This is a genomic window from Rhodobacteraceae bacterium M382 (assembly GCA_025141015.1).
Taxonomy (GTDB): Bacteria; Pseudomonadota; Alphaproteobacteria; order Rhodobacterales; family Rhodobacteraceae; genus Aliisedimentitalea; species Aliisedimentitalea scapharcae.
In genome coordinates this window covers 4,347,764-4,374,132 of record CP081098.1, presented here as the reverse complement: position 1 = coordinate 4,374,132, position 26,369 = coordinate 4,347,764, and the positions used below count along the sequence as shown (strand labels likewise).

The 26,369-nt window shown below is 59.2% G+C and carries 24 protein-coding genes; 18 read left to right on the top strand and 6 right to left on the bottom strand.

The features are described from left to right. Positions 1–100: 100 nt before the first annotated feature. Positions 101–433, bottom strand: coding sequence for a metalloregulator ArsR/SmtB family transcription factor (locus K3727_20265; GenBank protein UWQ91048.1), 333 nt, complete (start codon positions 431–433; stop codon positions 101–103). Further along, positions 433–852, bottom strand: a complete 420-nt coding sequence (locus tag K3727_20260) for an NUDIX domain-containing protein (GenBank protein UWQ91047.1) — start codon at positions 850–852, stop codon at positions 433–435. The genes K3727_20265 and K3727_20260 overlap by 1 nt, the downstream gene beginning before the upstream one ends. A 129-nt stretch (positions 853–981) precedes the next feature. Here K3727_20260 and K3727_20255 point away from each other — a divergent pair, with 129 nt between their 5' ends. The 16 genes from K3727_20255 to K3727_20180 all read left to right on the top strand — a co-directional run bounded on the left by K3727_20255 (position 982) and on the right by K3727_20180 (position 16,970). After that, positions 982–1,866 carry a DMT family transporter gene (locus K3727_20255; GenBank protein UWQ91046.1) on the top strand — a complete coding sequence of 295 codons (885 nt, stop codon included), beginning with the start codon at positions 982–984 and terminating at the stop codon, positions 1,864–1,866. Positions 1,867–2,310: 444 nt separating this feature from the next. Continuing rightward, positions 2,311–3,564, top strand: coding sequence for a LacI family DNA-binding transcriptional regulator (locus tag K3727_20250; GenBank protein ID UWQ91045.1), 1,254 nt, complete (start codon positions 2,311–2,313; stop codon positions 3,562–3,564). Further along, the gene (xylA, locus tag K3727_20245) at positions 3,557–4,852 is read left to right on the top strand and encodes a xylose isomerase (protein ID UWQ91044.1); all 1,296 of its coding nucleotides are present in this window, start codon (positions 3,557–3,559) and stop codon (positions 4,850–4,852) included. The genes K3727_20250 and xylA overlap by 8 nt, the downstream gene beginning before the upstream one ends. 19 nt (positions 4,853–4,871) lie before the next feature. Further along, positions 4,872–5,927: a sugar phosphate isomerase/epimerase gene (locus K3727_20240; GenBank protein UWQ91043.1), complete on the top strand. Its 1,056-nt coding sequence runs from the start codon at positions 4,872–4,874 to the stop codon at positions 5,925–5,927. Further along, complete coding sequence (locus tag K3727_20235) at positions 5,927–7,063, top strand: Gfo/Idh/MocA family oxidoreductase (protein ID UWQ91042.1); 1,137 nt, start codon at positions 5,927–5,929, stop codon at positions 7,061–7,063. Before K3727_20240 ends, K3727_20235 begins: the two co-directional genes overlap by 1 nt. Continuing rightward, positions 7,060–8,577, top strand: a complete 1,518-nt coding sequence (locus K3727_20230) for a sugar ABC transporter ATP-binding protein (GenBank protein ID UWQ91041.1) — start codon at positions 7,060–7,062, stop codon at positions 8,575–8,577. Before K3727_20235 ends, K3727_20230 begins: the two co-directional genes overlap by 4 nt. A gap of 42 nt (positions 8,578–8,619) precedes the next feature. After that, the gene (locus tag K3727_20225) at positions 8,620–9,585 is read left to right on the top strand and encodes an ABC transporter permease (protein UWQ93471.1); all 966 of its coding nucleotides are present in this window, start codon (positions 8,620–8,622) and stop codon (positions 9,583–9,585) included. Between the two features lie 33 nt (positions 9,586–9,618). Continuing rightward, complete coding sequence (locus tag K3727_20220) at positions 9,619–10,572, top strand: ABC transporter substrate-binding protein (protein UWQ91040.1); 954 nt, start codon at positions 9,619–9,621, stop codon at positions 10,570–10,572. Between the two features lie 67 nt (positions 10,573–10,639). Continuing rightward, positions 10,640–12,073, top strand: a complete 1,434-nt coding sequence (xylB, locus tag K3727_20215; GenBank protein ID UWQ91039.1) for a xylulokinase — start codon at positions 10,640–10,642, stop codon at positions 12,071–12,073. Between the two features lie 81 nt (positions 12,074–12,154). Further along, positions 12,155–13,099: a transaldolase gene (gene tal, locus K3727_20210; GenBank protein UWQ91038.1), complete on the top strand. Its 945-nt coding sequence runs from the start codon at positions 12,155–12,157 to the stop codon at positions 13,097–13,099. A 476-nt stretch (positions 13,100–13,575) separates the two neighbouring features. Beyond that, positions 13,576–13,911 carry an AtpZ/AtpI family protein gene (locus K3727_20205; GenBank protein UWQ91037.1) on the top strand — a complete coding sequence of 112 codons (336 nt, stop codon included), beginning with the start codon at positions 13,576–13,578 and terminating at the stop codon, positions 13,909–13,911. 40 nt (positions 13,912–13,951) lie between these two features. Next, on the top strand, positions 13,952–14,752 hold the full coding sequence (locus K3727_20200; GenBank protein ID UWQ91036.1) for a F0F1 ATP synthase subunit A: 801 nt from the start codon (positions 13,952–13,954) through the stop codon (positions 14,750–14,752). Between the two features lie 55 nt (positions 14,753–14,807). Then, positions 14,808–15,032, top strand: coding sequence for a F0F1 ATP synthase subunit C (locus tag K3727_20195; protein ID UWQ91035.1), 225 nt, complete (start codon positions 14,808–14,810; stop codon positions 15,030–15,032). Between the two features lie 92 nt (positions 15,033–15,124). Further along, positions 15,125–15,673 (top strand): F0F1 ATP synthase subunit B', encoded by a 549-nt coding sequence (locus K3727_20190; protein UWQ91034.1) that lies wholly within the window; start codon positions 15,125–15,127, stop codon positions 15,671–15,673. Between the two features lie 5 nt (positions 15,674–15,678). Further along, a complete protein-coding gene (locus K3727_20185; GenBank protein UWQ91033.1) occupies positions 15,679–16,239 on the top strand; it encodes a F0F1 ATP synthase subunit B in 561 nt (186 codons plus the stop codon). 158 nt (positions 16,240–16,397) lie between these two features. After that, positions 16,398–16,970 carry a GIY-YIG nuclease family protein gene (locus K3727_20180; protein UWQ91032.1) on the top strand — a complete coding sequence of 191 codons (573 nt, stop codon included), beginning with the start codon at positions 16,398–16,400 and terminating at the stop codon, positions 16,968–16,970. 45 nt (positions 16,971–17,015) lie between these two features. Here the strand turns inward: K3727_20180 and K3727_20175 are convergent, their stop codons facing one another. Then, complete coding sequence (locus tag K3727_20175; GenBank protein ID UWQ91031.1) at positions 17,016–17,786, bottom strand: FCD domain-containing protein; 771 nt, start codon at positions 17,784–17,786, stop codon at positions 17,016–17,018. A 240-nt stretch (positions 17,787–18,026) separates the two neighbouring features. Here K3727_20175 and K3727_20170 point away from each other — a divergent pair, with 240 nt between their 5' ends. Further along, the gene (locus K3727_20170) at positions 18,027–21,482 is read left to right on the top strand and encodes an AAA family ATPase (GenBank protein ID UWQ91030.1); all 3,456 of its coding nucleotides are present in this window, start codon (positions 18,027–18,029) and stop codon (positions 21,480–21,482) included. A 370-nt stretch (positions 21,483–21,852) separates the two neighbouring features. Here K3727_20170 and K3727_20165 read toward each other — a convergent pair whose 3' ends face one another. The 3 genes from K3727_20165 to cobD all read right to left on the bottom strand — a co-directional run bounded on the left by K3727_20165 (position 21,853) and on the right by cobD (position 25,106). Continuing rightward, positions 21,853–23,022 (bottom strand): lytic murein transglycosylase, encoded by a 1,170-nt coding sequence (locus K3727_20165; protein ID UWQ91029.1) that lies wholly within the window; start codon positions 23,020–23,022, stop codon positions 21,853–21,855. 213 nt (positions 23,023–23,235) lie between these two features. Then, complete coding sequence (cbiB, locus tag K3727_20160) at positions 23,236–24,147, bottom strand: adenosylcobinamide-phosphate synthase CbiB (protein UWQ91028.1); 912 nt, start codon at positions 24,145–24,147, stop codon at positions 23,236–23,238. Further along, on the bottom strand, positions 24,144–25,106 hold the full coding sequence (cobD, locus tag K3727_20155; GenBank protein ID UWQ91027.1) for a threonine-phosphate decarboxylase CobD: 963 nt from the start codon (positions 25,104–25,106) through the stop codon (positions 24,144–24,146). The genes cbiB and cobD overlap by 4 nt, the downstream gene beginning before the upstream one ends. 608 nt (positions 25,107–25,714) lie before the next feature. On the opposite strand from cobD, the gene K3727_20150 reads away from it, so the two are divergent. Continuing rightward, positions 25,715–26,077, top strand: a complete 363-nt coding sequence (locus tag K3727_20150) for a response regulator (protein UWQ91026.1) — start codon at positions 25,715–25,717, stop codon at positions 26,075–26,077. Positions 26,078–26,369: the final 292 nt, after the last annotated feature.

The following is a 26,369-nucleotide window of genomic DNA, read 5'->3' as shown; positions in this document are numbered from 1 at the left end:
GGGGCCAAAGGGGCGATGCTGGGTACCGGGAGCAGAGCCGGCGGCCAGGGTCAGGGTTAGCGTCAGGGTCAGCTCCGGGGGCGGCGTGTCAACCGTGGTTTCAGGTCTCGGGCTCGCTGAGTTCGGTGGCCAGAAACCGTTCAAACGCATCCAGATGGACCGGTTCGAACTGGCCAAAGCCCTGCATCCAGACGCTGGTCGCGCGCATGGCGTCAGGTTGCAGTTTGCACCATTTGACCCGGCCGCGTTTTTCCTGGGCGATCAACCCGGCGCGGGTCAGGATCATCAGGTGTTTGGAAATTGCCGCCAGCGACATTTCGAACGGTTCGGCCACATCGGTGACGGCCATGTCATCTTCGAGAAGCATGGTCAGAATGGCACGCCGGGTCGGGTCGGCCAAAGCAGCAAAGACAGTGTCGAGTTCGTGGGACATCAGCCCAAACTAGAAGGGTCGGCCCCGGAAGAAAAGCGCGCAAGTCGGCGAAACAGGTCGGGATACTCTGGCAGGGCCAGATCCGGCAGCTGCGCGGCATCGGAAAACAGGTACCACATCAGTTGGCTGTGTTCCTGGTTGCGAATGGTTGGGGTGCCCTGCCATTGATCCACCACGAAATAGTGAAAGCAGGAGTCGGTCGGTTGCTGTTCGATCGTGGCAAAATAGCGTTGCGAGAGGGGGACAATCCCGACCTCTTCGGCCAGTTCGCGGGTCAGGGCGCTGTGCAGATCTTCGCCAGCTTCGGCCATGCCGCCAATCACGTCCCATTTGTCGGCACGATTGCGACGGTGTGCCGACCGTTGCCCGAGCAAGAGTCGACGATCGTGTACAATGAGAGCGCAGGCAAAATCCGCCATGACATGGATCCAGAACATAAAAATAATGTCGCTGGTGTACGCCGAGCGCGGGGGTAAGTGCAAGAATTTGATCGACATCGCACCGGTGTTCTGTGCAAATCGCCGGGTTGTATCCCCAGGAGACCGAACATGGCGTTGAAATACTGGCTGGTGATTGCCGTTTTGGGAATCGGCTGGGGCATGTCATTCATGTTCAATGAAATCCTGTTGCGTGAGCTGGGGCCGCTGTCGGTGTCGATGGGGCGGGTCGCCTTTGGGGCGCTGGGATGTTGGGTCTATGTGCTGGCCACGGGCAAGACCGTGCAGATCGGGTGGCGCAGGGCCTGGGCATTGCTGGGGTTCGGGGCGCTCAGCTATGCGGCACCTTTTGCGTTCTATGCGCTGGGCCAGCAGTATATCGCCAGCGGCGTGGCCGGGATCGTGAATGCGACCACACCGGCATTTGCGGTGTTGGTGTCCCATTTCTGGCCGGGCAGCGACCGGGCGACGGTGTTGAAGTCGCTGGGGGTTCTGTTTGGGTTTGCCGGGATCGTCGTGTTGTCATTGCCGGTCATCGGGAGCGGTGGCGACTCGGCGCTGTGGGCGGTTCTGATGACGCTGTGCGCGCCGGTCTGTTATGCGTTCTCGGTCAATTTCGCCCGATATTTCCGCGATCTGGAACCTGTGGTCATGGTGGCGCTGGCGCTGAGTGGCGCGACGGTGTCGATTGCGCCATTGGCGTTGTGGATGGAAGGAATGCCGGTGATCACAAAGCTGGAAACCTGGGCGGCGCTGTGTGTGATCGGGTTTGTGCTGACCTCGGCGGCGTTCATCGTGTTCTATTGGGTGTTGCCCAAGGTGGGGCCCACCAACATCACCATGCCGACCCTGATCGCGCCGGTGTCGGCGTTGGTGCTGGGCACCTGGGTGTTGAACGAGCAATTGTTGCCAGAGCATCTGATGGGGATGGGGGCGATCCTGATCGGGTTGCTGTTGATCGATGGGCGGTTGTTTCGGAGACGCGCGCGCGGGTGAGTGGCTGCTGAGAGGACATCAGAGTATCGCACCGTTCGCTGCTGGGTCGAACGCCAAGCATAGCGGTTGGTCAATGGCTGCAATGCGGAACGAAGCGGACTTGTGCACGTGCGGCTATTGCTGACGCAGCATTCTCTTGCAACCACGGCGATGAATGTTTGGCAGTGCAGTATTTTTCACCAAAGCAGACGTTCAAACTGACCAGTAGCGCTTGATCTCAAACCCACATGTCGCAGGCAAAGTTGTTGTCGGGAAATTCCTTAAACGCGGGCATTCAGAGTTTATCAAGATGAAGGTCGGTTCGAGATTGGATGCATTTGGTTTTCTCCAGTACTTTAGGGGTCACGCGAAGCCTGTGGAGGCAATCTTGTCGAAGTGGGACGAGTGACTAAAGCGCGTTCTGATTTGAACGTCTTTCTTGCGCTTTGACACCAGAATGCCGGGGTGGATCCGAAGCAGATCATCAGCGTAAGTCCCGTGCAAATCTTAATGATACCCGAAGGCCGCCACGCCGAATTAGGTACGACTCGAAAAATGCCATACGTCTATCAAAAAATGATTGACGTATGGCATTTTGACGCCTTTGATGGGGGCACTGCGGCGATTGGGAGATTCGTTGCGAGGGGAGGAAGCATGACAAGTCCGACGTTAAGTGATGTCGCGCAGGCTGCTGGGGTCAGTTACGCCACGGCCGACCGGGTCATAAATAATCGTGGAAATGTTGCCGCGAAATCCATCAAGAAAGTCCGCGATGCAGTCTCCGCTTTGGGTTATGTGCGCAACGTGGCCGCTGCGAACTTGTCGCGCAATCGCGTCTACCGCTTGGCATTCTTGATCCCGAAAGGATCAAACGCTTTCTTTACTCGCATCCATGACCATATTCAGCTTACGGCCGATCACCTGAGTGCTGAACGCGTGAGGGTTGAGGTAATCGAAGTTCCAGCCTTTGCGGTTTTGGGCTTGCAAGACAGCATTGCCGAATTAGTGAAGAAAGACTTCGATGGGGTTGCCATCGTTGGGCTGCAAAGCCAGCGTCTTGAAGAGCCGCTGGCGGCGCTGCGCGAGCGGGGGGTGGCGGTCATTGGTCTGGTATCAGACCTTCCGCAGCAGTTCCGCTCCGCCTACATCGGCATCGATAATATCGTCGCCGGACGTACGGCTGCTCGGATGGTCGGCATGGCCCACGCTGGCCGCAACGGGTCAATCCAGACGTTTGCCGGTTCAATGGACGCCCGCGACCACGTCGAACGTTTGCAAGGTTTTTGCGAGGTCATTGCGAAAGATTACCCGCATATCACTGTGTGCGACCCCATCATGACCAAAGATGACGCGGCTGTCTTGTTGTCGCAAACCAACGCGGTTCTGACGGGTAAGCCCGAGACCACTGCTGTTTATAACGTGGGGGCTGGTAACAGCGGGCTTGTGCAAGCGATCGGTGCGGCACAGTCGCGGCGGCCGTTCTGTGTCGTTCATGAATTGGTCGCCCATTCCCGGCAAGCGCTGCAAGACGGCTTGATTGACTTAGTGATCGACCAGCGCCCCGACGTTGAAATCAGTCGCGCCTTCACCGTTTTGCGCGCCTTAATCGATAACCGCGACTTGCCGCCGATGCCTGGCCTGATGCCGACAATTTACGTGCGGGATAATCTGCCTGCCGACCCCCTGACCGATATGACGAAAGCCAAGATAAATGACTGACTTTTTCAAAGACATCTCTCCTTTGGCCTATGCACCAGGAAGCGCCGATCTGGCGTTTCGCCACTACAATCCCGACGAGGTTATTGCGGGTAAGCGGATGGAAGATCACCTGCGGTTTGGCGTGGCCTATTGGCATTCGTTCGCTTGGCCCGGTGGGGACCCGTTTGGCGCCGAGACATTCCAGCGGCCTTGGTTTGGCGACACGATGGACTTGGCGAAAATGAAGGCCGACGTCGCGTTTGAGATGTTCGATTTGCTGAACGTCCCATTCTTTTGCTGGCACGATGCCGATATCCGCCCCGAGGGCGATAGCTTTGCCGAGAGCCTGCGGAATTTCGAAGAGATCATCGATTATTTCGGCACCAAGATGCAGACATCAAAGACAAAGCTTTTGTGGGGCACGGCGAACCTGTTCAGCCACCGCCGCTTTATGTCCGGTGCCGCCACCAACCCTGATCCTGAGATTTTCGCGTGGTCAGCGGCGACGGTCAAAGCCTGCATGGATGCCACGCATAAGCTGGGCGGCGAGAACTATGTGCTTTGGGGCGGGCGTGAAGGGTACGAGACCCTGCTGAACACGGATCTGAAACGTGAACGCCAGCAAGCGGGCCGGTTCTTGCAGATGGCGGTCGAGTACAAACATAAGATCGGCTTCAAAGGCGCGATCTTGGTTGAGCCGAAACCGCAAGAACCGTCCAAGCATCAATATGATTTCGACGTGGCGACGGTCTACGGGTTCCTCAAAGAATTTGGCCTGGAAGGTGAAGTTCAGATGAACATTGAGCAAGGCCACGCGATCCTTGCCGGTCACTCTTTTGAGCACGAACTGGCGCTGGCGTCGTCGCTTGGCATCTTTGGTTCCATCGATATGAACCGCAACGACTACCAATCGGGCTGGGATACCGATCAGTTCCCCAACAATGCCCCCGAGGTTACCTTGGCCTATTACGAGGTGCTCAAGGCGGGTGGCTTCACCACTGGTGGCACAAATTTTGACTCCAAGCTGCGCAGGCAATCCTTGGACCCAGTTGACCTTATCGCGGCGCACGCAGGGGCGATGGATGTCTGCGCGCGGGGCTTTAAGGCGGCGCACGCAATGCTCGAAGACGGCACATTGGAAGAAATGCGCAATGCGCGTTACGCCGGATGGGATAGCGCGGGCGGTAAAACGTTGCTCGACAGTGATCTGGCCACCATTGCAGCGCAAGTTGCGTCCGATCCCATCGACCCGCAACCGCGTTCGGGTCGTCAGGAAATCTTGGAGAATATCGTCAATCGCTTTGTGTAAGCGGACAGGGAGGAAGACCATGAAAACCATCAAAGGACCGGCGCTATTCCTAGCCCAATTTGCAAGCGATGAAGCCCCATTCAACTCTTGGGATAGCATCACCAAATGGGCGGCGGATTGCGGATATAAGGGCGTACAGGTGCCCAGTTGGGATGCGCGTTTGATTGACTTGGCCAAAGCGGCATCCAGCAAAGATTATTGCGATGAATTCAAGGGCAAAGCGCAAGAGAACGGCGTTGAGGTCACCGAGCTTTCGACCCATTTGCAGGGTCAGCTGGTCGCGGTGCATCCTGCATATGACACAGCCTTTGACGGCTTTGCGGACTCTTCTGTTCACAACAATCCCAAGGCCCGCCAGGAATGGGCTGTGGATCAAATGATGATGGCGATTTCTGCGTCCAACAACATGGGGATCAAGAACCATGTGTCATTTTCCGGAGCGTTGGCGTGGCCATACGTTTATCCATGGCCGCAGCGGCCAGCGGGTTTGATTGAGGCAGCGTTTGACGAACTGGCGCGACGCTGGCGGCCCATTTTGGACCACGCCGAAGACAATGACGTCAACATTTGCTACGAAATCCACCCGGGTGAAGACCTGCACGATGGCGTTACCTTTGAGATGTTTTTGGAGCGTGTCGACAATCACGCCCGCTGCAACATGCTGTATGATCCCAGCCATTATGTGCTGCAATGTATGGACTATCTCGACAATATCGACATCTACAAAGACCGGATCAAATTGTTCCACGTAAAAGATGCCGAGTTTAACCCCACGGGCCGCCAAGGTGTCTATTCCGGCTATCAGCCTTGGGTCGATCGCGCCGGCCGCTTCCGCAGCCTTGGCGATGGTCAGGTCGATTTTGGGGCAATCTTTTCCAAGATGGCTGCGAACAATTTTGACGGTTGGGCCGTGGTCGAATGGGAATGCTGCCTGAAGCACCCGGAAGACGGCGCACGCGAAGGGGCGCAGTTCGTCAAAGACCACATCATCCGCGTCACTGAACGCGCCTTTGATGATTTCGCAGATGGCGGCACAGACGACGCTGCAAACCGTAAAATGTTGGGGATCGACTGATGACCCGTATTCGTCTTGGCATGGTTGGCGGCGGCAATGACGCCTTTATCGGTGGCGTCCACCGCATTGCGTCCCGCATTGATGACCGGTTTGAACTGGTTGCTGGCGCTTTGTCCTCCACCCCTGAAAAATCCGCAGCGAGTGCGCAGGCGCTTGGCATTCCACGGTCCTACGGCAGCTTTGAGGAGATGGCCAGGGCCGAGGCCGCGCGCGACGACGGGATCGAGGCGGTTTCTATCGTCACACCCAATCACGTTCATGCGGCGGCGGCCAAGGCGTTCTTGGCCCACGGTATCCATGTGATCTGCGACAAGCCGCTGACCTCGACCATGGACGACGCGGTCGCACTTGAGGCAGCCGTGAAGGACGCCGAGGCGCTGTTCATCCTGACCCATAACTACACTGGTTATCCGATGATCCGGCAGGCGCGTGAGATGATCGCTGCGGGTGACTTGGGTGAGGTGCGCATCGTGCAAGCGGAATACCCGCAAGATTGGCTGACCTCGCCGATGGAAAACGCAGGGTTGAAACAAGCGGAATGGCGCACCGATCCGGCGCGCTCTGGCGCGGGTGGGTCCATTGGCGACATCGGCACGCATGCGCATAATCTGGCGTGTTTTGTCAGCGGCTTGCGGGTCGAAAGCCTTGCCGCTGATCTGCAATCTTTTGGCGCGGGACGGACGTTGGATGACAACGCCCATATGATGCTGCGCTTTGAAGGCGGGGCGCGTGGGATGCTGTGGTCGAGCCAAGTGGCTCCGGGCAATGAAAACGCGCTGAAACTGAGGATTTACGGCGAAAAGGGCGGGTTGGAATGGGCGCAAGAAGACCCCAACTACCTGTGGTTCACGCCGCATGGCGAACCGAAACGCTTGCTGACGCGCAATGGTGCGGGTGCCACTGAAGCATCCCAAGCCGTCAGCCGCATCCCCGGCGGTCACCCTGAGGGCTACCTTGAAGGGTTTGCGACGATCTATAACGAGGCAGCGGACGCGATCCGCGCAACTCAAAATGGCACAGACCGCGCCAAAGCCATGGGCATCCTTCCCGGAATCTCGGCGGGCATCGACGGAATGCGGTTCATCACCGCCTGCGTCACGTCGTCGGCGGGCAACGCGGCGTGGACAACCCTATGACGACCCGCCCCCTTGTCGCACTGCAAGATGTCAGCAAAAGCTTCGGTCCTGTCGAAGTGCTGCATGGCGTAAATCTTGCGCTGCATGCTGGCAGCGTACATGCGCTGATTGGCGAAAACGGGGCGGGTAAATCCACGACGATGAAGATTTTGGCGGGTTATCAGCCGCCCACACAGGGCGATGTCCTGTTTGAAGGGCACCCCGCGCAGTTCGGCAGCCTGCAAGACGGCGAAGCGGCGGGGATCGTGATGATCCATCAGGAGTTCAACCTCGCCGAACAGTTGACCGTTGAACAAAATATCTTTCTGGGGCGGGAGTTGAAACGCGGACCGCTGCTCGACAAAGCTGAAATGCGACGCCGCACAAAGGAATACCTGACCCGTGTTGCCTGCGATGTGTCGCCTGACGCGCTTGTTTCTGGGCTGTCCAATTCAGAAAAGCAGATGGTCGAAATTGCCAAGGCTCTGTCGCGCGACGCGCGGGTCTTGATCATGGACGAACCGACCGCCGTGCTGACCAACCGCGAGACAGACGTGTTGTTCAAACAAGTCGCAGCCCTGCGCGCGGCGGGCACAGCGATCTTGTTTACCTCGCATAAGCTTGATGAGGTCGCCGCGATTTCGGACTACATAACGATCATGCGCGACGGCGATGTTGTGCATTCTGGCGCGACCTCTGAGATGAGCGAGGATGCCATGGCCACCGCAATGGTGGGTCGCGATGTGTCTGATCTCTATCCCACCAAGCCGGGCGTTGCGGCGGATGCGCCTGTTGTATTGCAGGTTGAAAATCTGAGCGTGCCAGGGTTTGCAAGCGACGTGTCATTCACCTTGCGGCAGGGCGAAATCCTGGGGATCGGCGGGTTGATCGGCTCTGGCCGGACGGAAGTGATGGAAGGCCTTGCAGGTTTGCGCCCCGCAACCGCTGCCAAAGTTACCTTGTTTGACAAACCCGCCCGTTTCAAACGCCCCGGCGACGCGCAGCAGGCGGGGCTTTGCTATTTGACTGAAGATCGCAAGCTACGCGGGCTGTTGTTGGAACGCGGCATGCGTGAAAACCTGACGCTGGCGAATTTGCACAAATTCGGCGGTTTCATGATTGACCGCCGCGCCGAGGAAACCGCCCTGACCGACGCAATCACAGAATTTGATATCCGCGCGGGCACCCGTGATGTGCAGGTCGGCAATATGTCCGGCGGCAATCAGCAAAAGCTGCTGCTGGCGAAGGTCATGCTCTCTGAGCCCCGCGTCTTGATCGTCGATGAACCCACCCGTGGCATCGACATCGGCACCAAACAACAGATTTACGCCTTCCTGCGCAGGCTGGCAGATGCGGGGCACGCGATCATCGTGATCACCTCTGAAATGCCTGAACTCATCGGTTTGGCGGACCGGATCATGGTCATGCGCCTTGGCGCTGTCAGCGGCATGTTGGCCCCCGACGACATTAATGAAGACGCAATCGTGCGCCTGTCCATGGGATTGCGCACTGACAAAACGCCGGAAATGGCCTGAGGGAAACAGATGACTGAAACAACCACACCTCAATCTGGCGGCATGCGTCTTCCGTCGATGTCCGTGCTGGGCCCCATTATTGCCTTGGTAGTCTTGTTGATCATCGGCGCGATGTTGAACTCCAATTTCCTGAGTGCGGCCAATATCACCAACGTTCTGGCGCGCTCTGCCTTTATCGGGATCATCGCGGTGGGCATGACCTTTGTGATCACCGCAGGGGGCTTGGATTTATCTGTCGGATCGATGGCGGCCTTTATCGCGGGGCTGATGATCTTGGTGATGAACGCGGCGCTGCCAAGCTTGGGGATCGGCATTCCGATCATCCTCTTGGGCATGCTGACCGCGATTATTGCAGGCATGCTTGCCGGGCTTTTGAACGGCTTTCTGATCACGACCTTGGGGATTGAGGCGTTTATCGTCACGCTCGGCTCCATGGGCATCTACCGCAGCCTGGTGACGTGGCTGGCCGACGGGGGCACGCTGTCGCTCGATTTCGGTCTGCGCACGTTTTACCGCCCGGTCTACTTTGACGGCATCCTTGGGATCAGCTGGCCGATCATCGTTTTTGCGGGTGTCGTGATTATCGGAGAGATCATCATGTCGCGCACCACCTATGGACGCCACTGTGCTGCCACCGGATCAAACGAACATGTCGCGCATTATTCCAACGTGAACGTGCGCCGTACGCGCCTGATTTCTTATGCCGCACTTGGCATTTTGGTGGGCATAGCGACCATCATGTATGTGCCGCGCTTGGGTTCGGCATCTGCTTCAACTGGGGTGCTGTGGGAACTGGAGGCCATCGCCGCTGTGATCATCGGCGGCACTGTCCTGAAGGGCGGATTTGGCCGGGTCTGGGGCACCGTTATCGGTGTGCTGATCCTCAGCCTGATCGGCAATATTCTGAATTTGACCGACTTTGTGTCGCCCTACCTGAACGGCGCGATCCAAGGGGTCATCATCATTCTCGCTGTGATCCTACAGCGCGAACGGAAGGCGGCATCTTAGGCTGCAAGCCAACGCTTCAAGGGAGGAGCAACCATGAAATTTACTAAAACATTTATCGCGGCCGCACTGGCATCAGCTGTCAGCGGGGCTGCATTTGCAGATGGTCACGAGGTCAAGGTGATCGGCGTGTCCATTCCCGCTGCGACACACGGTTGGGCCGGTGGCATGAACTTCCACGCCGCTGAAACTGTCGAGCGTCTCGAAGAGGTCTATCCAGGTCTCGACTTCGTTCTGGCAACGGCGTCCGATCCGGGCAAGCAGGTCAACGATATCGAAGACATGGTCGCCACGCGCAACATTGACGCGCTGGTTGTTCTGCCGTTTGAATCCGACCCGCTGACACCGCCTGTTCAGGCTGTTGCAGATAGCGGCGCATGGGTGACTGTTGTTGACCGTGGTCTGTCTGTCGCTGGTATTGAGGACCTGTATGTCGCAGGCGACAACACGGGCTTTGGCACAGTGTCCGGCGATTACATGGTGTCCAAGATGCCTGACGGCGGCGATATCGTTGTCTTCCGTGGCATCCCCACGACCATCGACAACGAGCGTGTGGATGCGTTCACAGCCGCAATCGAAGGGTCCGGCATCAACGTGCTGGACATGGAGCACGGCAACTGGAACCGTGACGACAGCTTTACTGTGATGCAGGATTTCTTGTCCAAGTATGACAACATCGATGCTGTTTGGGCCTCTGATGACGACATGGCCATTGGTGTTCTGGCTGCGATCGAAGCGGCGGGTCGTGATGATGTGCAGTTCGTCCTTGGCGGTGCTGGTATGAAGGAAATGATTAAGCGGACAGCCGACGGCGACGCAATGATCCCTGCCAACGTGACTTATCCGCCTTCAATGATCGCAACAGCGATTGAATTGACGGCTGTTGGTCTGACGTCGAACGCCCCTGTGTCTGGCGACTTCGTGATCGGGTCGGTCCTGATCACGCAAGAGAACGCGATGGACTTCTACTATCCTGACAGCCCGTTCTAATAGCTCTCCCAAGGTCATCGGCGGTTCCGCCGGTGGCCACCTTTTCCAACAAAAAAATGAGACGCACGTGACATATCTTGGTCTTGACCTCGGCACATCTGGTGTCAAAGCGCTGCTCATTGATGGCGATCAAAACGTTTTGTCTGAGGGTCATGGCCCACTCACTGTTGCGCGCCCTCATCCGATGTGGAGCGAACAAGACCCACTGTCTTGGATCACCGCTTGTGAAGCCGCGATAGCCCAAGTGTGCGCCGCAGTCCCCGCCGAATTTTCGGCGCTGCGGGGAATTGCCGTGTCTGGCCAGATGCACGGTGCGACGTTGTTGGATGCCAATGATAAACCGTTACGCCCTGCGATCTTGTGGAACGACGGGCGATCCCTTGCCGAATGCGATGAGCTTGAAGCGCGCGCAGATTTTCGCGGCATCGGCGGAAACATCGTTATGGCTGGCTTTACCGCCCCGAAACTGCGTTGGGTGCAAAAGAACGAACCTGAGATTTTTTCAAAGACGCGCAAAATTTTGCTGCCCAAAGATTTCATCAACTTCTGGCTGACCGGAGAGTACGTCTCAGAGATGTCGGATGCGGCAGGCACCCTGTGGCTCGATGTGGCCAAACGCGATTGGTCCGATGACCTGCTCGCGGCCACGGGGCTGACCCGCGACCACATGCCCCGATTGGTTGAAGGCAGCGAAAAAGCGGGCGATTTACGCGCCGAACTTGCAACGCAATGGGGCACAGGCCCTGTCGCTGTCGCAGGTGGTGCGGGGGACAATGCGGCGACCGCCTGCGGGCTTGGCGTTGTGCACCCCGGTCAAGGTTTTCTGTCGCTGGGCACATCCGGCGTGCTCTTCACGGTGACGGATACATTCGCCACCAACACCGACAGCGCCGTCCATAGTTTTTGCCACGCGGTGCCCGAGACGTGGCATCAGATGGGTGTCATTCTGTGTGCCACCGATGCGCTTGCTTGGCTTAGCCAGATCACCGGCCAAACGCCTGCGGCCCTGTCCAGCCTCGTGGCAGACGTGAGCGCACCCTCCCCCATCACGTTCCTGCCGTACCTATCGGGCGAACGCACACCCCATAACGCCCCAAACGCGACAGGTGCGTTCCACGGCCTGCGCCGCGATCATACGTTAGCCGACATGGTGCAGGCGGTTATGGAAGGGGTCGGTTTTGCCTTCGCCGATTGCTGTACAGCACTTGATGCGTGTGGCTCGCTCCCAGGTTCAGCCTGCGTCTCAGGCGGAGGCAGTCAATCGGCGGTATGGCTTAAAATGATAGCGAGCATCACTGGGCTGACGCTTGATGTGCCTGACAGCGGCGCGCAAGGGGCCGCATTGGGCGCGGCGAGACTCGCAATATTGGGAACGGGCAATGCAACCGCCGATGACGTCCTTATGCCGTCAAAAGTGCGTCAGGCCTACACGGCAGATCCAACGCTGTCGGATCTCTATTCAACGCGTTTGCAAAGCTTCAGAGACGCTTGGAAAGATTGACCCTTTTGGTTTCAGCCCTGACTGTTCGACCTTATTCTAGCCGTTGCCGCCAACACCGTGGCGCAAAGAAGGAATACTCTAATGACAAATGTCCTGGATCAACTCCGCACTATGACAACTGTTGTCGCTGATACCGGCGATCTTGCGGCGGTTCGGACATATGAGCCGATTGATTGCACAACTAATCCGTCTCTGGTTCTCAAGGCTCTGGAACATGCGGCATCCGAAGAATTAATCGCACGCGAAGTCGAGGCCGGCAAAACTGTGGGTATGACACCCGAAGAGGTGACCGAAGTCCTGACGGTTGCAATGGGGGCTGAACTTGCGGCGCTGGTCCCGGGCCGCGTCTCGACTGAGGTTGAAGCTTGTCTGTCGTTTGATACCGAAAGGTCGGTCTTGCGTGCGCGCGCCATTATCAATGAATACAAAAAACGTGGCGTCGATAAGAGCCAGATCCTAATCAAGTTGGCTGCAACATGGGAAGGCATCCGCGCCGCTGAAACCCTGCAAGCGGAAGGTATCGATTGCAACCTGACACTTCTCTTTTCCATGGCACAAGCCGTTGCCTGCGCCGATGCCAAATCATATTTGATCTCACCATTCGTTGGCCGCATTACCGATTGGTACAAAAAGAATGAAGGCCGGGATCATTACGCACCAACCGACGATCCGGGCGTAAAGTCGGTAAGCGCAATTTACGACTATTATAAAGCCAATAAGATAAGCACAGTCGTGATGGGGGCGTCCTTTCGTAACACAGACCAAATCAAGGCTTTAGCTGGGTGTGACAACCTGACGATTGCACCCAGTTTGCTTGATGAATTGAGCAATGATCACAGCCAGCTTGCGCGCGTGCTTGCACCCGATAAGAAGGGCGAGATCACCGAAGCTCCAATGGATGAGGCGACTTTCCGTTGGCGCATGAATAAAGACGCAATGGCCACAGAAAAACTGGCTGAAGGTATTCGAAACTTCGATATGGATCATCAAAAACTGGTCACATTGATTGCCGCACGAATGACCTGAGATAACCGAGACGGCGATGTCGTCTTGACGACAGTCCTGCACGTCGAGAGAGGCCTGCCTTCTATCACGGAAGCTATTGAAAATCCGACCAGTGAAGTTCGCAGCTTATTTCAATGGCCGAATTTCGGGGGGTAGCTCAGGTTCGCATGTCTCCTGTTCCCTGGTCCGGCGGGATCTGGTTTGGCCAAAAGTATCTGGCTGACAGTTGAGTGTGTTGATCTAACCTGATGGGTGGCCCTAGTCGGGTAAATGCTGGATTTGCAAGATCAACCAAAAGGTTGAATATGCATTTTCGGGGGATTTTCCTGTTTGTGGGGCGATCCTAGCCTGTGGATGGGGTGTTTCGAATCCCTTCTTTCTTGGGAATCGGTTTATTTTCAATAGGATAGGGTGCGGCGAAAGAGTCCGTCTGAACAATTGACTCTGTGCCCCCGACGCCTTAGCACCACCCATGAACAAGCGTGAGGGAAACGCCGGTGACTGATGACGACCAAAAGCAGCGCATGGCGCAGCTTGAGGCGCGGCTCGCACAGGCAAAGCAGGCGCAAGCGCCCAAGCCCCGCGCGGATGAGCACTATAGCCTCGCCAATCAGGCCTGGCGCATGGTGATTGAACTTGTTGCCGGTCTGGGGATCGGTTTTGGCATCGGATACGGGCTGGACAGCCTGTTCGGGACAATCCCGATCTTTCTGGTGCTGTTTACATTGATGGGTCTCGCCGCCGGGGTGAAAACAATGCTCCGCAGCGCGCAGGAGATCCAGGAACAGAAACTGGCCGAACAGGCCGACAAAGACACGGAAAGCCGGGATTGATCACGCCGAATGATCACCGGGCGACAGGAGAAACGAACTGATGGGCAAGATATTTTTCTATATCGTTTTGGCAGTGGTGCTGGTTTCGGGGCTGTTGTTCGCGCCTGAGCAATCCGGCCTGCAGATCCATCCCATGGAGCAGTTCGAAGTCAAATCGCTGTTTGGTGGCCATGTCGGCATGTTTTCGGTCACCAACGTGACGCTGTGGATGGCGCTGACCATCGTCGCAACCATCGCGTTGCTGGTGCTGAGCACATCGCGCCGCGCCATCGTGCCCAGCCGGGCGCAGTCGATTGCCGAGCTGGCCTATGGGTTCATCTACAAGATGGTCGAAGATGTGGCCGGCAAGGACGCGATCAAGTTCTTTCCCTACATCATGACCCTGTTCATCTTTATCGTTGTGGCCAACTTCCTGGGTCTGTTGCCCATGTCGTTCTCGACCACATCGCATATCGCCGTCACCGCAATCCTGGCCGCATTGGTGTTCATCACCGTGACCGTGGTTGGGTTTGTCAAGAACGGCGCCGGGTTCCTGGGTCTGTTCTGGGTGTCGAGCGCGCCGATGGCGCTGCGTCCGATCCTGGCGATCATCGAATTGATCTCGTACTTTGTTCGCCCTGTCAGCCACTCTATTCGTCTGGCGGGTAACATCATGGCGGGCCACGCGGTTCTGAAAGTGTTCGCGGGTTTTGCAGGCGCATTGGGCCTGTTCAGCTTCCTGCCGATCTTTGCCATCACCGCGGTCTATGCGCTGGAGGTCCTGGTGGCCTTTATCCAGGCGTATGTCTTTACCATTCTGACTTGTGTGTACCTGAAGGACGCTCTGCATCCGTCGCACTAAGTTTCGAACCTACTCATCATCTAATCCCAACAATTCCATCGTAAGGAGAATACACATGGAAGGCGATCTCGCACACATCGGCGCAGGCCTGGCAGCAATCGGTTCCGGCGCAGCCGCTATCGGTGTTGGTAACGTAGCTGGCAACTTCCTGGCTGGCGCTCTGCGCAACCCTTCGGCAGCTGCTGGTCAGACTGCTACTCTCTTCATCGGCATCGCGTTTGCAGAAGCTCTGGGCATCTTCTCGTTCCTGGTCGCTCTGCTGCTGATGTTCGCCGTCTAAGACCCTTCGGAACCTATTTCCTTACGGTTGGGCGGTGCGCCGGATACCGGATGTACCGCCCAATGTAACGGCAAGTTCCTTAGGAGGACGACATGGCGAGCACTACAACCGATACAGCCCACGGGGCTGCCGAGGCCGCACACGGCGGTGGCTCGGCAATGCCGCAGCTGGACTTCTCGACCTTTTCGAACCAGATCTTCTGGCTCGTGGTCACGCTTGTCGTGATCTACCTGGTCCTGTCGCGCGTCGCATTGCCCCGCATTGCAGCCGTGCTGGCGGAACGTCAGGGTACCATTACCAACGACCTGGCTGCTGCCCACGATCTGAAGGCAAAAGCAGTCGAGGCCGAAAACGCCTATAACAAGGCTTTGGCCGATGCCCGTGCTGATGCACAGCGCATCTCTGCCGAAACCCGCGCCGAAATCCAGGCTGATCTGGACGAGGCAATCGCCAAGGCGGACGTCGAAATCTCTGCGAAAGCAGAAGAATCGGCCAAAGCCATTTCGGCCATTCGTGCCGAAGCGACCGAAACTGCACGGTTGGTTGCGTCCGACACTGCGGTGGAAATCGTGGCGGCTTTGGGTGGCAAGGCCGACGCCGATGCAGTGGCCGCGGCCGTTGCAGACCAGATGAAAGGATAAGAGACATGCGTAATCTTCTCGCCCTTGTCCTGACTGTTGGTGTGACCAGCCCCGCATTTGCGGCCAGCGGTCCGTTCCTGTCGCTGGGCAACACGAACTTTGTTGTTCTGCTGTCGTTCCTGCTGTTCATTGGCATCCTGCTGCTGGTCAAAGTGCCCAGCCTTTTGGGTGGTCAGCTGGACAAGCGGGCCGATGGCATCCAGGAAGAACTGAACGAAGCACGCGCCCTGCGTGAAGAAGCTCAGACCATCCTGGCGTCCTATGAGCGCAAGCAACAGGAAGTTCAGGTCCAGGCCGACGCGATCGTTGCCGCCGCCCGTGAAGAAGCCGCTCTGGCTGCTGAACAGGCCAAGGCAGATCTGGCCGAGTCCATCGAACGTCGTCTGGCCGCTGCCCAGGACCAGATCGCTTCTGCCGAAGCCTCTGCTGTCAAGGAAGTGCGCGATCAGGCCATCACCGTGGCGGTTGCCGTCGCAGACAAGGTGATCTCGGCACAAATGACCGCAGCATCGGCAAACAAGCTGATCGACGCGGCCATTTCGGACGTGGATACAAAATTGCACTGATCGCAGATCCTGCGTTCATCACGTGATCAAGAAACCCGGCCCCTGGTGGTCGGGTTTTCTGATTTTTGGGGAGAGGCCTGAGCAATGGTCCTCTGCGCACTAAAGGTTGCGTCAAATGGCTTGTGGTCACAGCCCTCAATGATCATTAATGCACTTTCATGATTGACAATAGTATCAGGCAACTTGCCGAAACCAATTTACGCAAGCGAATTGAATCGCTTTGTGACTTGAAGCTATCAGAACCTATACAGCGAGAATTCTCGTTGCAGAGTATTTGCGACAGTAAGGCCGGTCATGAGGCAAAGGTTTGGCTCGAGAATTCTCTGGGAGATCGCGTCAAAGGGCGCTTCATCTACTGTCTGTCTGGGAGCAGTAATGAGGTGGCGGAAAAACTGTATGATAAATTCGAAAAAAAGAGCAGCGAGAAGAAATCTGTTAGAGGTTACGCGCTACCCAGGAATAACAAGAACAAAATTGGTGCTGATGTGGGGACTTGTCTTTATGTCGGAAGTTCCAAGAATATTAGGTCGCGATTGAAGCAACATCTGTGCAGAGCACCAAGGGATACATATGGTCTGAACATGAAACATTGGGTTCCGAATATTTTCGGATCGGTTGTTGTCGAAGTTCAGTGCTTTATTGGCGAATCTAGTGATGCGAGCGTTCAGGACATTGAAGACGCTCTGTGGAGATGTCGCCAGCCGATGTTTGGAAAGATGGGCGGTACTTAGTGAGTAGACATCACTATTGGTGACTGGATTTTCAATTGCTGGGGATCAGTCGTCGCCCAGTTCGTGGCGCAGCCGTTGGCGGGCGATGGTTTCGTTCCGGTCGGCTTTGATCTGGGCGATCAGGCAGGTTTCGACGTAATCGAGGTGATCTTCGACGGCGGTGCGGGCTCGGTCCGGGTCACGGGCCTGAAGCGCGTCGTTGATGGCGCGGTGCTGGTCCAGCAGGGCGGCGCGGGAGGTGCGTTGTTTGAACATGATCTTGCGATTGTAGAACACGCCTTCGCGCAGCAGGTCGAACATCGACCGCATCATGTGCAGCATCACCACATTGTGGCTGGCGTCTATGATGGCGGAATGGAATTGCGCGTCGAGTTTGGCCTCTTCTTCGGGATTGCGTTTGGTCTGGGCGACTTCCATCTTGTCCAGGATCGTCTGGATGACTTTGAGGTCGCTGTCGGATCCGAATTTTGCCGCCCGTTGCGCGGCCAGCCCTTCCATGTCCCGGCGGAATGACAGGTAGTCGAACACCGCTTCGTCCTGGCTGGCGAACAGCTGGATCAGCGCGGGGGAAAAGGCCGAGCCCAGAACATCGGCCACAAAGATCCCGGAGCCCGCACGGCTGCTGAGCAGCCCCCGTTGTTGCAGCTCGGCGACGGCATCGCGCAGGGACGGGCGGGAGACGCCCAGTTTGTCCGACAATTCCCGTTCCGAAGGCAGCCGCTCTCCCGGACGCAGGATGCCCCGGAGGATCAATTGTTCGATTTGCCGGACCACGGAGGTCGAGAGCTTTTCGGGTTGAACTTTTTCAAAGGGCATTGGGTCATTCCTGTTTGGTAAAGTTATATGACCAAATCGGGCGGGCATCAATGACGGCTGCGCCGTGACCTGGGACCGTGGTCCGAGGAGGCGCGCGACAGGGGGCGGATTCGGGGCCTGAATTCCCAACATTTTGTGGATAACTTTGTGGGTTCGGCTTCATATAGACATAAATCGTTGACTCCGGGCGATGGCGGGCCTCACATTTGGGGTCCAACAGGAATCGGCCGCAGGTATCCATTGAGGTTTTCCAAACTCAGACTTACAGGCTTTAAAAGCTTTGTTGATCCGACCGATCTGATCATCGCGGACGGGCTGACCGGCGTTGTCGGCCCCAATGGCTGTGGCAAGTCGAACCTGTTGGAAGCCCTGCGGTGGGTGATGGGGGAAAACCGCCCCAAGGCGATGCGGGGCGGCGGCATGGAGGACGTGATCTTTGCCGGGACTTCGAGCCGGGCGGCACGCAATTTTGCCGAAGTGTCGCTGCTCATGGACAACACCGAACGGTTGGCACCATCGGGATTCAACGACAGCGATTCGCTGGAAATCATCCGACGGATCACCCGGGACATCGGCAGCGCCTACAAGACCAATGGCAAGGACGTGCGCGCCCGCGATGTGCAGATGCTGTTTGCGGATGCATCGACCGGGGCCCATTCCCCGGCGCTGGTGCGACAGGGCCAGATTTCCGAGCTGATCAATGCCAAGCCCAAGGCGCGGCGGCGCATTCTGGAAGAAGCGGCCGGGATTTCGGGGCTGTATCAGCGCCGCCACGAGGCCGAATTGAAGCTGAAGGGCACCGAACAGAACCTGTTGCGGGTCGATGATGTGGTCGAGCAACTGGCCGCCCAGTTGCAGCAATTGGCCCGCCAGGCCCGTCAGGCGGCGCGATACCGCCAGATCGGGGATCAGCTGCGTCTGGCCGAAGGGATGCTGCTGTACCGGCGCTGGCGCGAGGCCGATGAGGCCCGGTTGGCCGCCGAAGACGTTCTGAAGACCCGCACCACCCAGACCTCTCAGGCCGAGGCCGCTGCGCGCGCGGCCAGCCAGCGGCGCGAGGGCGAGGAAGAGAGATTGCCGCCCCTGCGCGAGGAAGCGGCCATTGCCGCCGCCATCCTGCAACGGTTGCAGGTTCAGCGCGATGCCCTGAGCGATCAGGATGCCCAGGCCCGCCAGACCATCGAAACCCTGACCAGCCGGATTGTGCAACTGGGGCAGGACATCGAACGTGAAACCGGGTTGAACCGGGACGCCGGCGAGACCATCGAACGGCTGGAGTGGGAACAGCGCGAATTGTCCAAGGCCGCCGATGGCTATGATGACAAGCTGGAAGATTCTGCCGAACAGGCCCGGGAGTCTGCGGCGATCCTGCAGGAGCGCGAGGACCACCTGTCCCAGGTCACCGAAGATGTGGCGCGTCTGGTGGCACGTCACCAGTCCGCACAGCGATTGGTGGAGGACAGCCGCAAGACGTTGAACCGATCCGAAGGAGAGGCGGACAAGGCGCGTCTGGCTGTGGATCAGGCCCGCGGCACGCTGGAACAGGCCGAAGCCGATTTCGAAACCGCGCAAACCGCGGAAGAAGAAGCCATGGAAGCGGCCGAACAGGCCGAGGACATGCTGGCCGAAGCCGATGAAGCCCGGACCGAGACCCAAGCACGCGAAGCGGACGCACGGGCGGAACTGTCGGCGGCAGACGGCGAATTGGGGGCCTTGCGCGCCGAAATGACCGCGCTGGCCAAGCTGGTCGATCGCGATACCGCCGAGGGCGGTCAAATTCTGGATGAGTTGCGGGTCGAGCCGGGGTTCGAAAAGGCGCTGGGGGCGGCGTTGGCCGATGACCTGCGCGCGCCTTTGGTGGCGTCGGACGGGCCATCGGGCTGGGTTCAACTGCCCGGATATGATCAGGATGCGTCGCTGCCCGCGGGGGCGACGCCGCTGGCGCTGCATGTGTCGGGCCCCGAGGCATTGGGCCGCCGGATTGCACAGATCGGTCTGGTCGAAGGTGATATGGGATCGCGTCTGCAACCGATGTTGCAGCCCGGTCAGCGCCTGGTGTCCTCAGAAGGCGATCTGTGGCGCTGGGACGGGTACCGGGCCTGGGCCGAAGACGCCCCCAGCGCCGCCGCCATGCGGTTGGAACAGCTGAACCGCCTGGAGGCGTTGAAGCAGGAGTTCGAGCGGGTCGGTGCGATTGCAGACGGGGCCCGCGCCGCACATGCGTCCCTGTCACGCAGGTTGATCGAGGTGACAGAGGCGGACAAGGCCGCGCGTCAGGCCCGCCGGGTTGCCGACCAGCGGGTGGCGGATGCGGCCCGGGCGCTGAGCCGGGCCGAAGCGGAACGCAACCTGTCCGAAGGTCGGTTGGAAACGCTGGGACTGGCGGTCACGCGCCACACCGAAGATGCGATGGCGGCCCGCCAGCAATTGGGCGACGCCGAAACGGCCATGGCCGATCTGGGAAATCTCGATTCGGCACGAGCCAGTGTCGAAGACATCAAACAGACGGTGGAAGCCGCGCGCATCACCATGCTGACCCATCGGTCGTTGCATGACGAATTGCGCCGCGAAGGCGAAGCCCGGACCAAGCGGTCGCAGCAGGTGACCAAGGACCTGAGCGGCTGGCGTCACAGGTTGGAGACCGCAGAGCGGCGGATTTCGGAACTGGCCGAGCGGCGGGACGCGTCTCAGGAGGATCTGGAAGACGCCCATGCGGTTCCCGAGGAGATCGCGGAAAAGCGCGAAGAGCTGTCGGGGGCCATTGCCGAGGCCGAGGCGCGCAAGGCCGAGGCCAGTGACGCATTGATCGGCGCCGAAACCCGGCTGCGGGACGCGGTGCAGGACGAGCGGGAAACCGAACGTCTGGCTTCGGAGGCCCGGGAAGCCAGGGCGGCCGCCGAAGCCCGCACAGAGGCGGCGCGCGAAACGGTGCAGGCCGGTGCCGAACGCATCGCCGAGGAACAGCAGCTGACACCGGCGCAATTGCTGACCCAGCTGGACGTTGACCCGGACGCCATGCCAAATGCCGAAACGCTGGAGGCCGAAGTCAACCGGCACAAACGCCAGCGTGACTCGTTGGGGGCGGTGAACCTGCGGGCCGAAGAAGACGCCCGCGAGGTTCAGGAGGAATACGACACGCTGGTGTCAGAGAAGTCGGACCTGGAAGAAGCGATCAAGACGCTGCGCAGCGGGATTTCCAGTCTCAACCGCGAAGGGCGGGAGCGGCTGTTGACTGCGTTTGAACAGGTCAACAGCAATTTCGCCATGCTGTTCAAACATCTGTTTGGCGGTGGCGAGGCCAATCTGGTCATGGTCGAAAGCGACGATCCGCTGGATGCGGGGTTGGAAATCATGTGCCAGCCGCCGGGCAAGAAACTGTCGACCCTGTCGTTGTTGTCCGGTGGGGAGCAGACGTTGACCGCAATGGCATTGATCTTTGCCGTGTTCCTGGCCAACCCGGCCCCGATCTGTGTGTTGGACGAGGTCGATGCGCCGTTGGATGATGCCAATGTGACCCGGTTCTGTGACCTGCTGGACGAGATGTGCCGTCAGACCGACACGCGGTTCCTGATCATCACCCACCATGCGGTCACCATGAGCCGGATGGATCGTCTGTTCGGGGTGACCATGCAGGAAAAGGGCGTGTCACAGCTGGTGTCTGTGGACCTGAAGAAAGCCGAGGCCATGGTCGCCTGAGGGTGGCGCGGGATGAGGCGGCCGGATATTGGGGGTCGGCCAAAGAACCGTGGCCAAAGAACTGTGGCCAGAGAGCTGTGGCCAGAGAGCTGTAGTCCGGGAGGTTCTGTCGCGGAGGATTGCCGGGCGACAGGTCAGGGAATTTTGGGCTGGGTCAAACCCCGCAAAACCATGGCCTTGCGGGGGCACTCTTTGAAAAAATTCACTAATACAACACGCTGAGCATAGCGTTTTTGATATATATCCGAAAGGCAATATATGCGTCTTTCACGGTACCGGACCATACGTCAACTTGGGCTTTGGCCTGTGCTCGGACCAAAGCCCTGACCAAAGCCCTGATTGGCACCCTGACCAGAGCCGGAGCGGAGGGTTAGAGACGTCCCAGCAGGTCCGGCGTCGGCCAGGCATCCGCCGGAAGCCCCAGTCGCTGTTGTTCCTTTTGCACGGCCACCCGTGTCCGGGCCCCCAGAATGCCATCGACCTTGCCGACGTCATGTCCGCGTGCTTGCAGTTTCTTTTGCAACTGTTTCATCTGGGCACCGGACAGGCCAGGATCGGGCGTGCCGGCATCATATATGGGCGCGCCCTCGAGCCGGGTTGCGAAATAGGCCGCGGTCAGCACATAGACAAAGCTTTGATTCCATTCGAAATAGACGTCAAAGTTGGGATAGGCCAGAAACGCGGGGCCCTTGTGCCCCTGTGGCAGGAGCAGCGAAGCGGCCAGGGTCTGATTGGCCCAAGTGCCGCTGCGGGGCGTGACCCCCATCTGCGCCCAGTCCGACACCGACCGCTTTTGCGCCGGGCCCGTTTGCGACAGGTCCAGCCCGGCGGGAATGCGCACCTCTTGCAGCCAGGGCTGATCCGGTGTCCACCCCAGGTGGGACAGCATCTTGCCGCCAGAGACCAACGCATCCGGGGCCGACGTCTTGAGGCTGACCTGACCATCGCCGTCGCCATCGGTGCCGTTGTCCAGAATGTCACGCGGCAGCATCTGCACCATGCCGATTTCACCGGCCCAGGCCCCGGTGGTGGTGCGGGGGTCGAAATTGCCCTGTTCGTACAGCTCCAGCGCGGCAAAGATCTGGGGGCGGAACAATTCGGGGCGCCGGCAGTCATGGGCCAAAGTCACCAGCGCGTCGAGCGTGTTGAAGTTGCCCTGAAAGGCACCGTAGTCGGTTTCAAACGCCCAGAAGGCCAGCAAAACCCCCCGGTTGATCCCGTAGTCCCGTTCGATCCGGTCAAAAACGGCATCGTATTTGCGGGCCATGGATTGGCCCCGATCAATCCGGTTCTGAGAAATCAGACGGCGGGAAAAGTCGAGGAACGGTTTCTGGAACACCCCCTGGGCGCGGTCCGCCTTGAGCACCTTGGGGTCCTGTGACACGCCGCGAAAGAAGCTGTCCACGGTGGTGGCGGAGACACCGGCGGTCTGGGCCTCCTGTTTCAGTCCCGAAACAAACGCGGAAAAGCTGCCGCCGCATTTGGACAGGGCAGGAGAGGCAGCGAGCGTGGTGACGAGACACAGGGCAAACAGGCGCATTCAGTTGGAATCCTCGGGCTGTGGAACAGTCTCGTTGATACCGGTGCGGGCGGGCCCGTGGCAACCAAATCCATCGGGGAAAAGCGGTGCCGGTTTCCCAGAAGGCGCAACAGGTTATGTCGGGGCAACCGCAGTGCGCAGCACTGCCATGCCCAACGGGTTGGGATGCGTCGCAGACGCAGCCAAACCGGGCGGGAGCGCACCGGTGCTTTTTTAGAACACAACCGCCAGGGCCACGACGATGATCAGCATCAGGGCCCAGACCTTCCACAGCATGGCAACTGTGGCGTCGATATCCGGTGCGCCGATGCTTTTGCGTGCGGTGCCATTGACCCAGGCCAGATCCTGCATCCGCCCATCATAGCTGCGCGGGCCGGCCAGAGCCAGATCCAGAGCCCGGGCCATGGCGGCTTCGGGCCAGCCGGCGTTGGGGGATTTGTGGCGGGCTGCGTCGCGGCGGATGTAATACCATTGGCCGAACTGCCCGCCGATCAGCGCGATCATGACGCTGGTCAGGCGCGCCGGGATCAGGTTCAACAGATCGTCCAGCCGGGCCGCGGCCCAGCCAAAGTCTTCGTAACGCGGGGTGCGATAGCCGATCATGCTGTCGGCGGTATTGATCAGCTTGTACACCAGCAGGCCGGGGACCCCGCCGATCAGGAACCAGAAGGCGGGGGCCACGACCCCATCCGACAGGTTTTCGGACCCGCTTTCGATGGCAGAGCGGGCGACCTGGGCGCTGGTCATCTCTTCGGTGTTGCGGCTGACGATCAGCGCCACGGCGCGCCGTCCCGAATCCAGCGACAGGCGCAGCCCCTGACCCACCGCATCCACATGCTGAACCAGCGAGCGTTGTGCCAGCAGGATGGCGCAGACCGCGACTTCGACAAGGGGGCCGAACATCGACAGCCCCCCGCCCAGCAGCAGTCCGAGCAGCACCAGCGCAAGCGCGGCCAGAATGCCTTTGTTGCGTCGGTTGGCCCCCTGATTGAGACGGGTTTCCAGCGCGGAGACAGCCCGCCCCATCACGATCGCGGGATGCGGCAGCCGGTCCCAGATCCAGCGGGGTTCACCCAACGCGGCGTCCAGCAACAGCGCCGCCACCAGCAACAGGGCCAGGGTCATAGCGCCGCCTCCAGCCGCTCCCAGCCGTCGGCAGGCGGCAGGCCAAGGCGGAGGTAGGTTTGGGAATAGGGAAAGATGCGGCTCCAGATGTGGTGACGGGCCAGACGATCCTGCCAGGCTTGGGCATCCTCGACCCGATAGAGCCGGAACAGAGAGGTGCCCCCCACCAGCTGTGCGCCGCGTGCCAGGGCCAGCGCATCCAGCCGATCGCTGTCCTGTTGCAGCCGTGACCGGGTCGCAGCCGCCCAATCCATGTCCTGCAGGGCCAGGGCCCCGATCCGCAGCGCCGGTCCCGAAACCGACCAGGGGCCCAGCCGGGTCTGCATGTCGGCGATGGTGTCGGGACGTGCGATTGCAAAACCCAGCCGAAGACCGGCCAGCCCCCAGAATTTGCCAAAGCTTTTCAGCACGATCCGGCCGGGCTCTGCGGCCAGATGGACCAGGCTGTGCTTTGGGGTCACGTCACAAAAGCTTTCGTCGATCACGCTCAACGGTGCAGTGGCGTCCTGGGCCGTCCACAGCCGCCCGTCGGGGTTGTTGGGATGGACCAGAACCCGCGCCTGGGAGGGGCTGTGGTCGCTGACCTGCCATCCATGGGCGGCAAAGGCGGCGTGATGTTCGTTATAGGTTGGTGCGGTGATCCGGACGGTGGCGGGCGCGCGCAGGGTCGGGATCATGGCAATCAAAACCGAAGCGCCGGGCGCGGGCAGGATCTCTGCGTCGGCCGGAACGTTCCAGAACCGGCGCGCCGCCGCCAGCAGCTGTTGGTGTGCGGCCTGATCGGGCAGGGCGGTCCAATCCTGGGCCGGGCAGTCCATCACCGGATAGGGTGTGGGGTTGATCCCGGTGGACAGATCCAGCCAGGCAGCCCGCGTTCCGCCAAACCGGGCGACGGCCGCGTCCAGCCCTCCGCCGTGGTCGCGTTTGGATTGAACTGTGACGGCGGTTGTGTTGGTCATGGCGGGCCCGCTGGGCTGTGGATGGGTCGACCCGGAACAAGGGGCCGTTTTTGCCATATGGCGCAGCCCAGAACACAAAGCAACCTTGGTTGCTGGTGAGCGGGGAAATTGTTGGGTCGCGCGCCTGTGCCTGCGCTTGTGCCGTCGCGCTGCGCCCGTGCCCGGTGCAGATCCTTGACGGCAAAGAGTTTTGACAGTGGCGCACACCAGACTGGGGCGCGGGGGCGCGTCGGGCGTGTGCAATTTGTGCGCCCGACCAGGGGTGACCAGGGGGTGACCAGGGGGTGACCGTGGATATTGAGTGGATTTTGATCCGGGTTTGGCCGGGTGGCGCGCATCCCCGACCAGAGTCCAGGCCAACGCGGGTTGGGGCGACTTGGCGGGGCCGGAGACCCACAAAATGGGGCGGTAACTGTTAGAAATCATGTGAAAATTGAGCGTGCACAGATCCTGAAAATTTGAGTCAACTGGAGGATGGGCTTGGGTTGGGCGGTATTCACTTTGGTGAAACCTTGGGTGGCATTAAGTATTTGTTAACGAGAAAGGCAGATCACCATTTCTGGGGAGCGGCGTATACTGAGTGAGAGAATCAGCGCCGGAATACACGAATGAATGTGTTGATAGTTGAAAGTAACCCGGATCTGGGGCTGCTTTGGAAACGACATTTGGAACGACAGGGCGCGCGCGTCACCCTGGTGGAAACGCAGGAGTGTGCGATCCATGCGCTCTATGGTGCCGATTTCAACATCATCGTTCTGGATCTGGTTCTGGAACATGGCAGCGCCCTGGCGGTTGCGGATTTTGCCAGCTATCGCCGCCCGGATGCGAGGGTGATCTTTGTCACCAATACCAGTTTCTTTTCGGATGGGTCGATTTTTTCGCATAGCCCCAATGCCTGTGCCTATGTCCAGAGCGGTACGCCGCCGGAAGATCTGGCCGCGATGGTGGAGCATTATGCCGCCACCCGTTGACGGGAGGTGCGTGTCTGCGCAGGCGTCGGGGCAGGGCTGGCCCAAACAGGGCTGGCACATAGGCGGGGCACCACAGGTTTGAGACCCCAAGGTTGTGACCCCGGTTGGGAACTCTGGGCTAGGGGTTTTGGGCTAGGGGTTTTGGGCTGGGGATCTTGGGATAGGGATTTTGGGCAGGGTGTCCGGACGTGACTCTGGACGTGGCCCTGGACAGAGAGCCTTGGCATATAGACTGGACAGAGAGCCCGGGCAGAGAGGCTGGACAAAGAGCCCGGGTAGCGAGCCTGGGTAG

Coding starts and splice junctions, on each gene's coding strand:
- K3727_20265 (UWQ91048.1), bottom strand. CDS start 433: ATGTCCCACGAACTCGACACTGTCTTTGCTGCTTTGGCCGACCCGACC.
- K3727_20260 (UWQ91047.1), bottom strand. CDS start 852: ATGGCGGATTTTGCCTGCGCTCTCATTGTACACGATCGTCGACTCTTG.
- K3727_20255 (UWQ91046.1), top strand. CDS start 982: ATGGCGTTGAAATACTGGCTGGTGATTGCCGTTTTGGGAATCGGCTGG.
- xylA (UWQ91044.1), top strand. CDS start 3,557: ATGACTGACTTTTTCAAAGACATCTCTCCTTTGGCCTATGCACCAGGA.
- K3727_20240 (UWQ91043.1), top strand. CDS start 4,872: ATGAAAACCATCAAAGGACCGGCGCTATTCCTAGCCCAATTTGCAAGC.
- K3727_20235 (UWQ91042.1), top strand. CDS start 5,927: ATGACCCGTATTCGTCTTGGCATGGTTGGCGGCGGCAATGACGCCTTT.
- K3727_20230 (UWQ91041.1), top strand. CDS start 7,060: ATGACGACCCGCCCCCTTGTCGCACTGCAAGATGTCAGCAAAAGCTTC.
- K3727_20225 (UWQ93471.1), top strand. CDS start 8,620: ATGCGTCTTCCGTCGATGTCCGTGCTGGGCCCCATTATTGCCTTGGTA.
- K3727_20220 (UWQ91040.1), top strand. CDS start 9,619: ATGAAATTTACTAAAACATTTATCGCGGCCGCACTGGCATCAGCTGTC.
- tal (UWQ91038.1), top strand. CDS start 12,155: ATGACAAATGTCCTGGATCAACTCCGCACTATGACAACTGTTGTCGCT.
- K3727_20200 (UWQ91036.1), top strand. CDS start 13,952: ATGGGCAAGATATTTTTCTATATCGTTTTGGCAGTGGTGCTGGTTTCG.
- K3727_20195 (UWQ91035.1), top strand. CDS start 14,808: ATGGAAGGCGATCTCGCACACATCGGCGCAGGCCTGGCAGCAATCGGT.
- K3727_20190 (UWQ91034.1), top strand. CDS start 15,125: ATGGCGAGCACTACAACCGATACAGCCCACGGGGCTGCCGAGGCCGCA.
- K3727_20185 (UWQ91033.1), top strand. CDS start 15,679: ATGCGTAATCTTCTCGCCCTTGTCCTGACTGTTGGTGTGACCAGCCCC.
- K3727_20180 (UWQ91032.1), top strand. CDS start 16,398: ATGATTGACAATAGTATCAGGCAACTTGCCGAAACCAATTTACGCAAG.
- K3727_20175 (UWQ91031.1), bottom strand. CDS start 17,786: ATGCCCTTTGAAAAAGTTCAACCCGAAAAGCTCTCGACCTCCGTGGTC.
- K3727_20165 (UWQ91029.1), bottom strand. CDS start 23,022: ATGCGCCTGTTTGCCCTGTGTCTCGTCACCACGCTCGCTGCCTCTCCT.
- cbiB (UWQ91028.1), bottom strand. CDS start 24,147: ATGACCCTGGCCCTGTTGCTGGTGGCGGCGCTGTTGCTGGACGCCGCG.
- cobD (UWQ91027.1), bottom strand. CDS start 25,106: ATGACCAACACAACCGCCGTCACAGTTCAATCCAAACGCGACCACGGC.
- K3727_20150 (UWQ91026.1), top strand. CDS start 25,715: ATGAATGTGTTGATAGTTGAAAGTAACCCGGATCTGGGGCTGCTTTGG.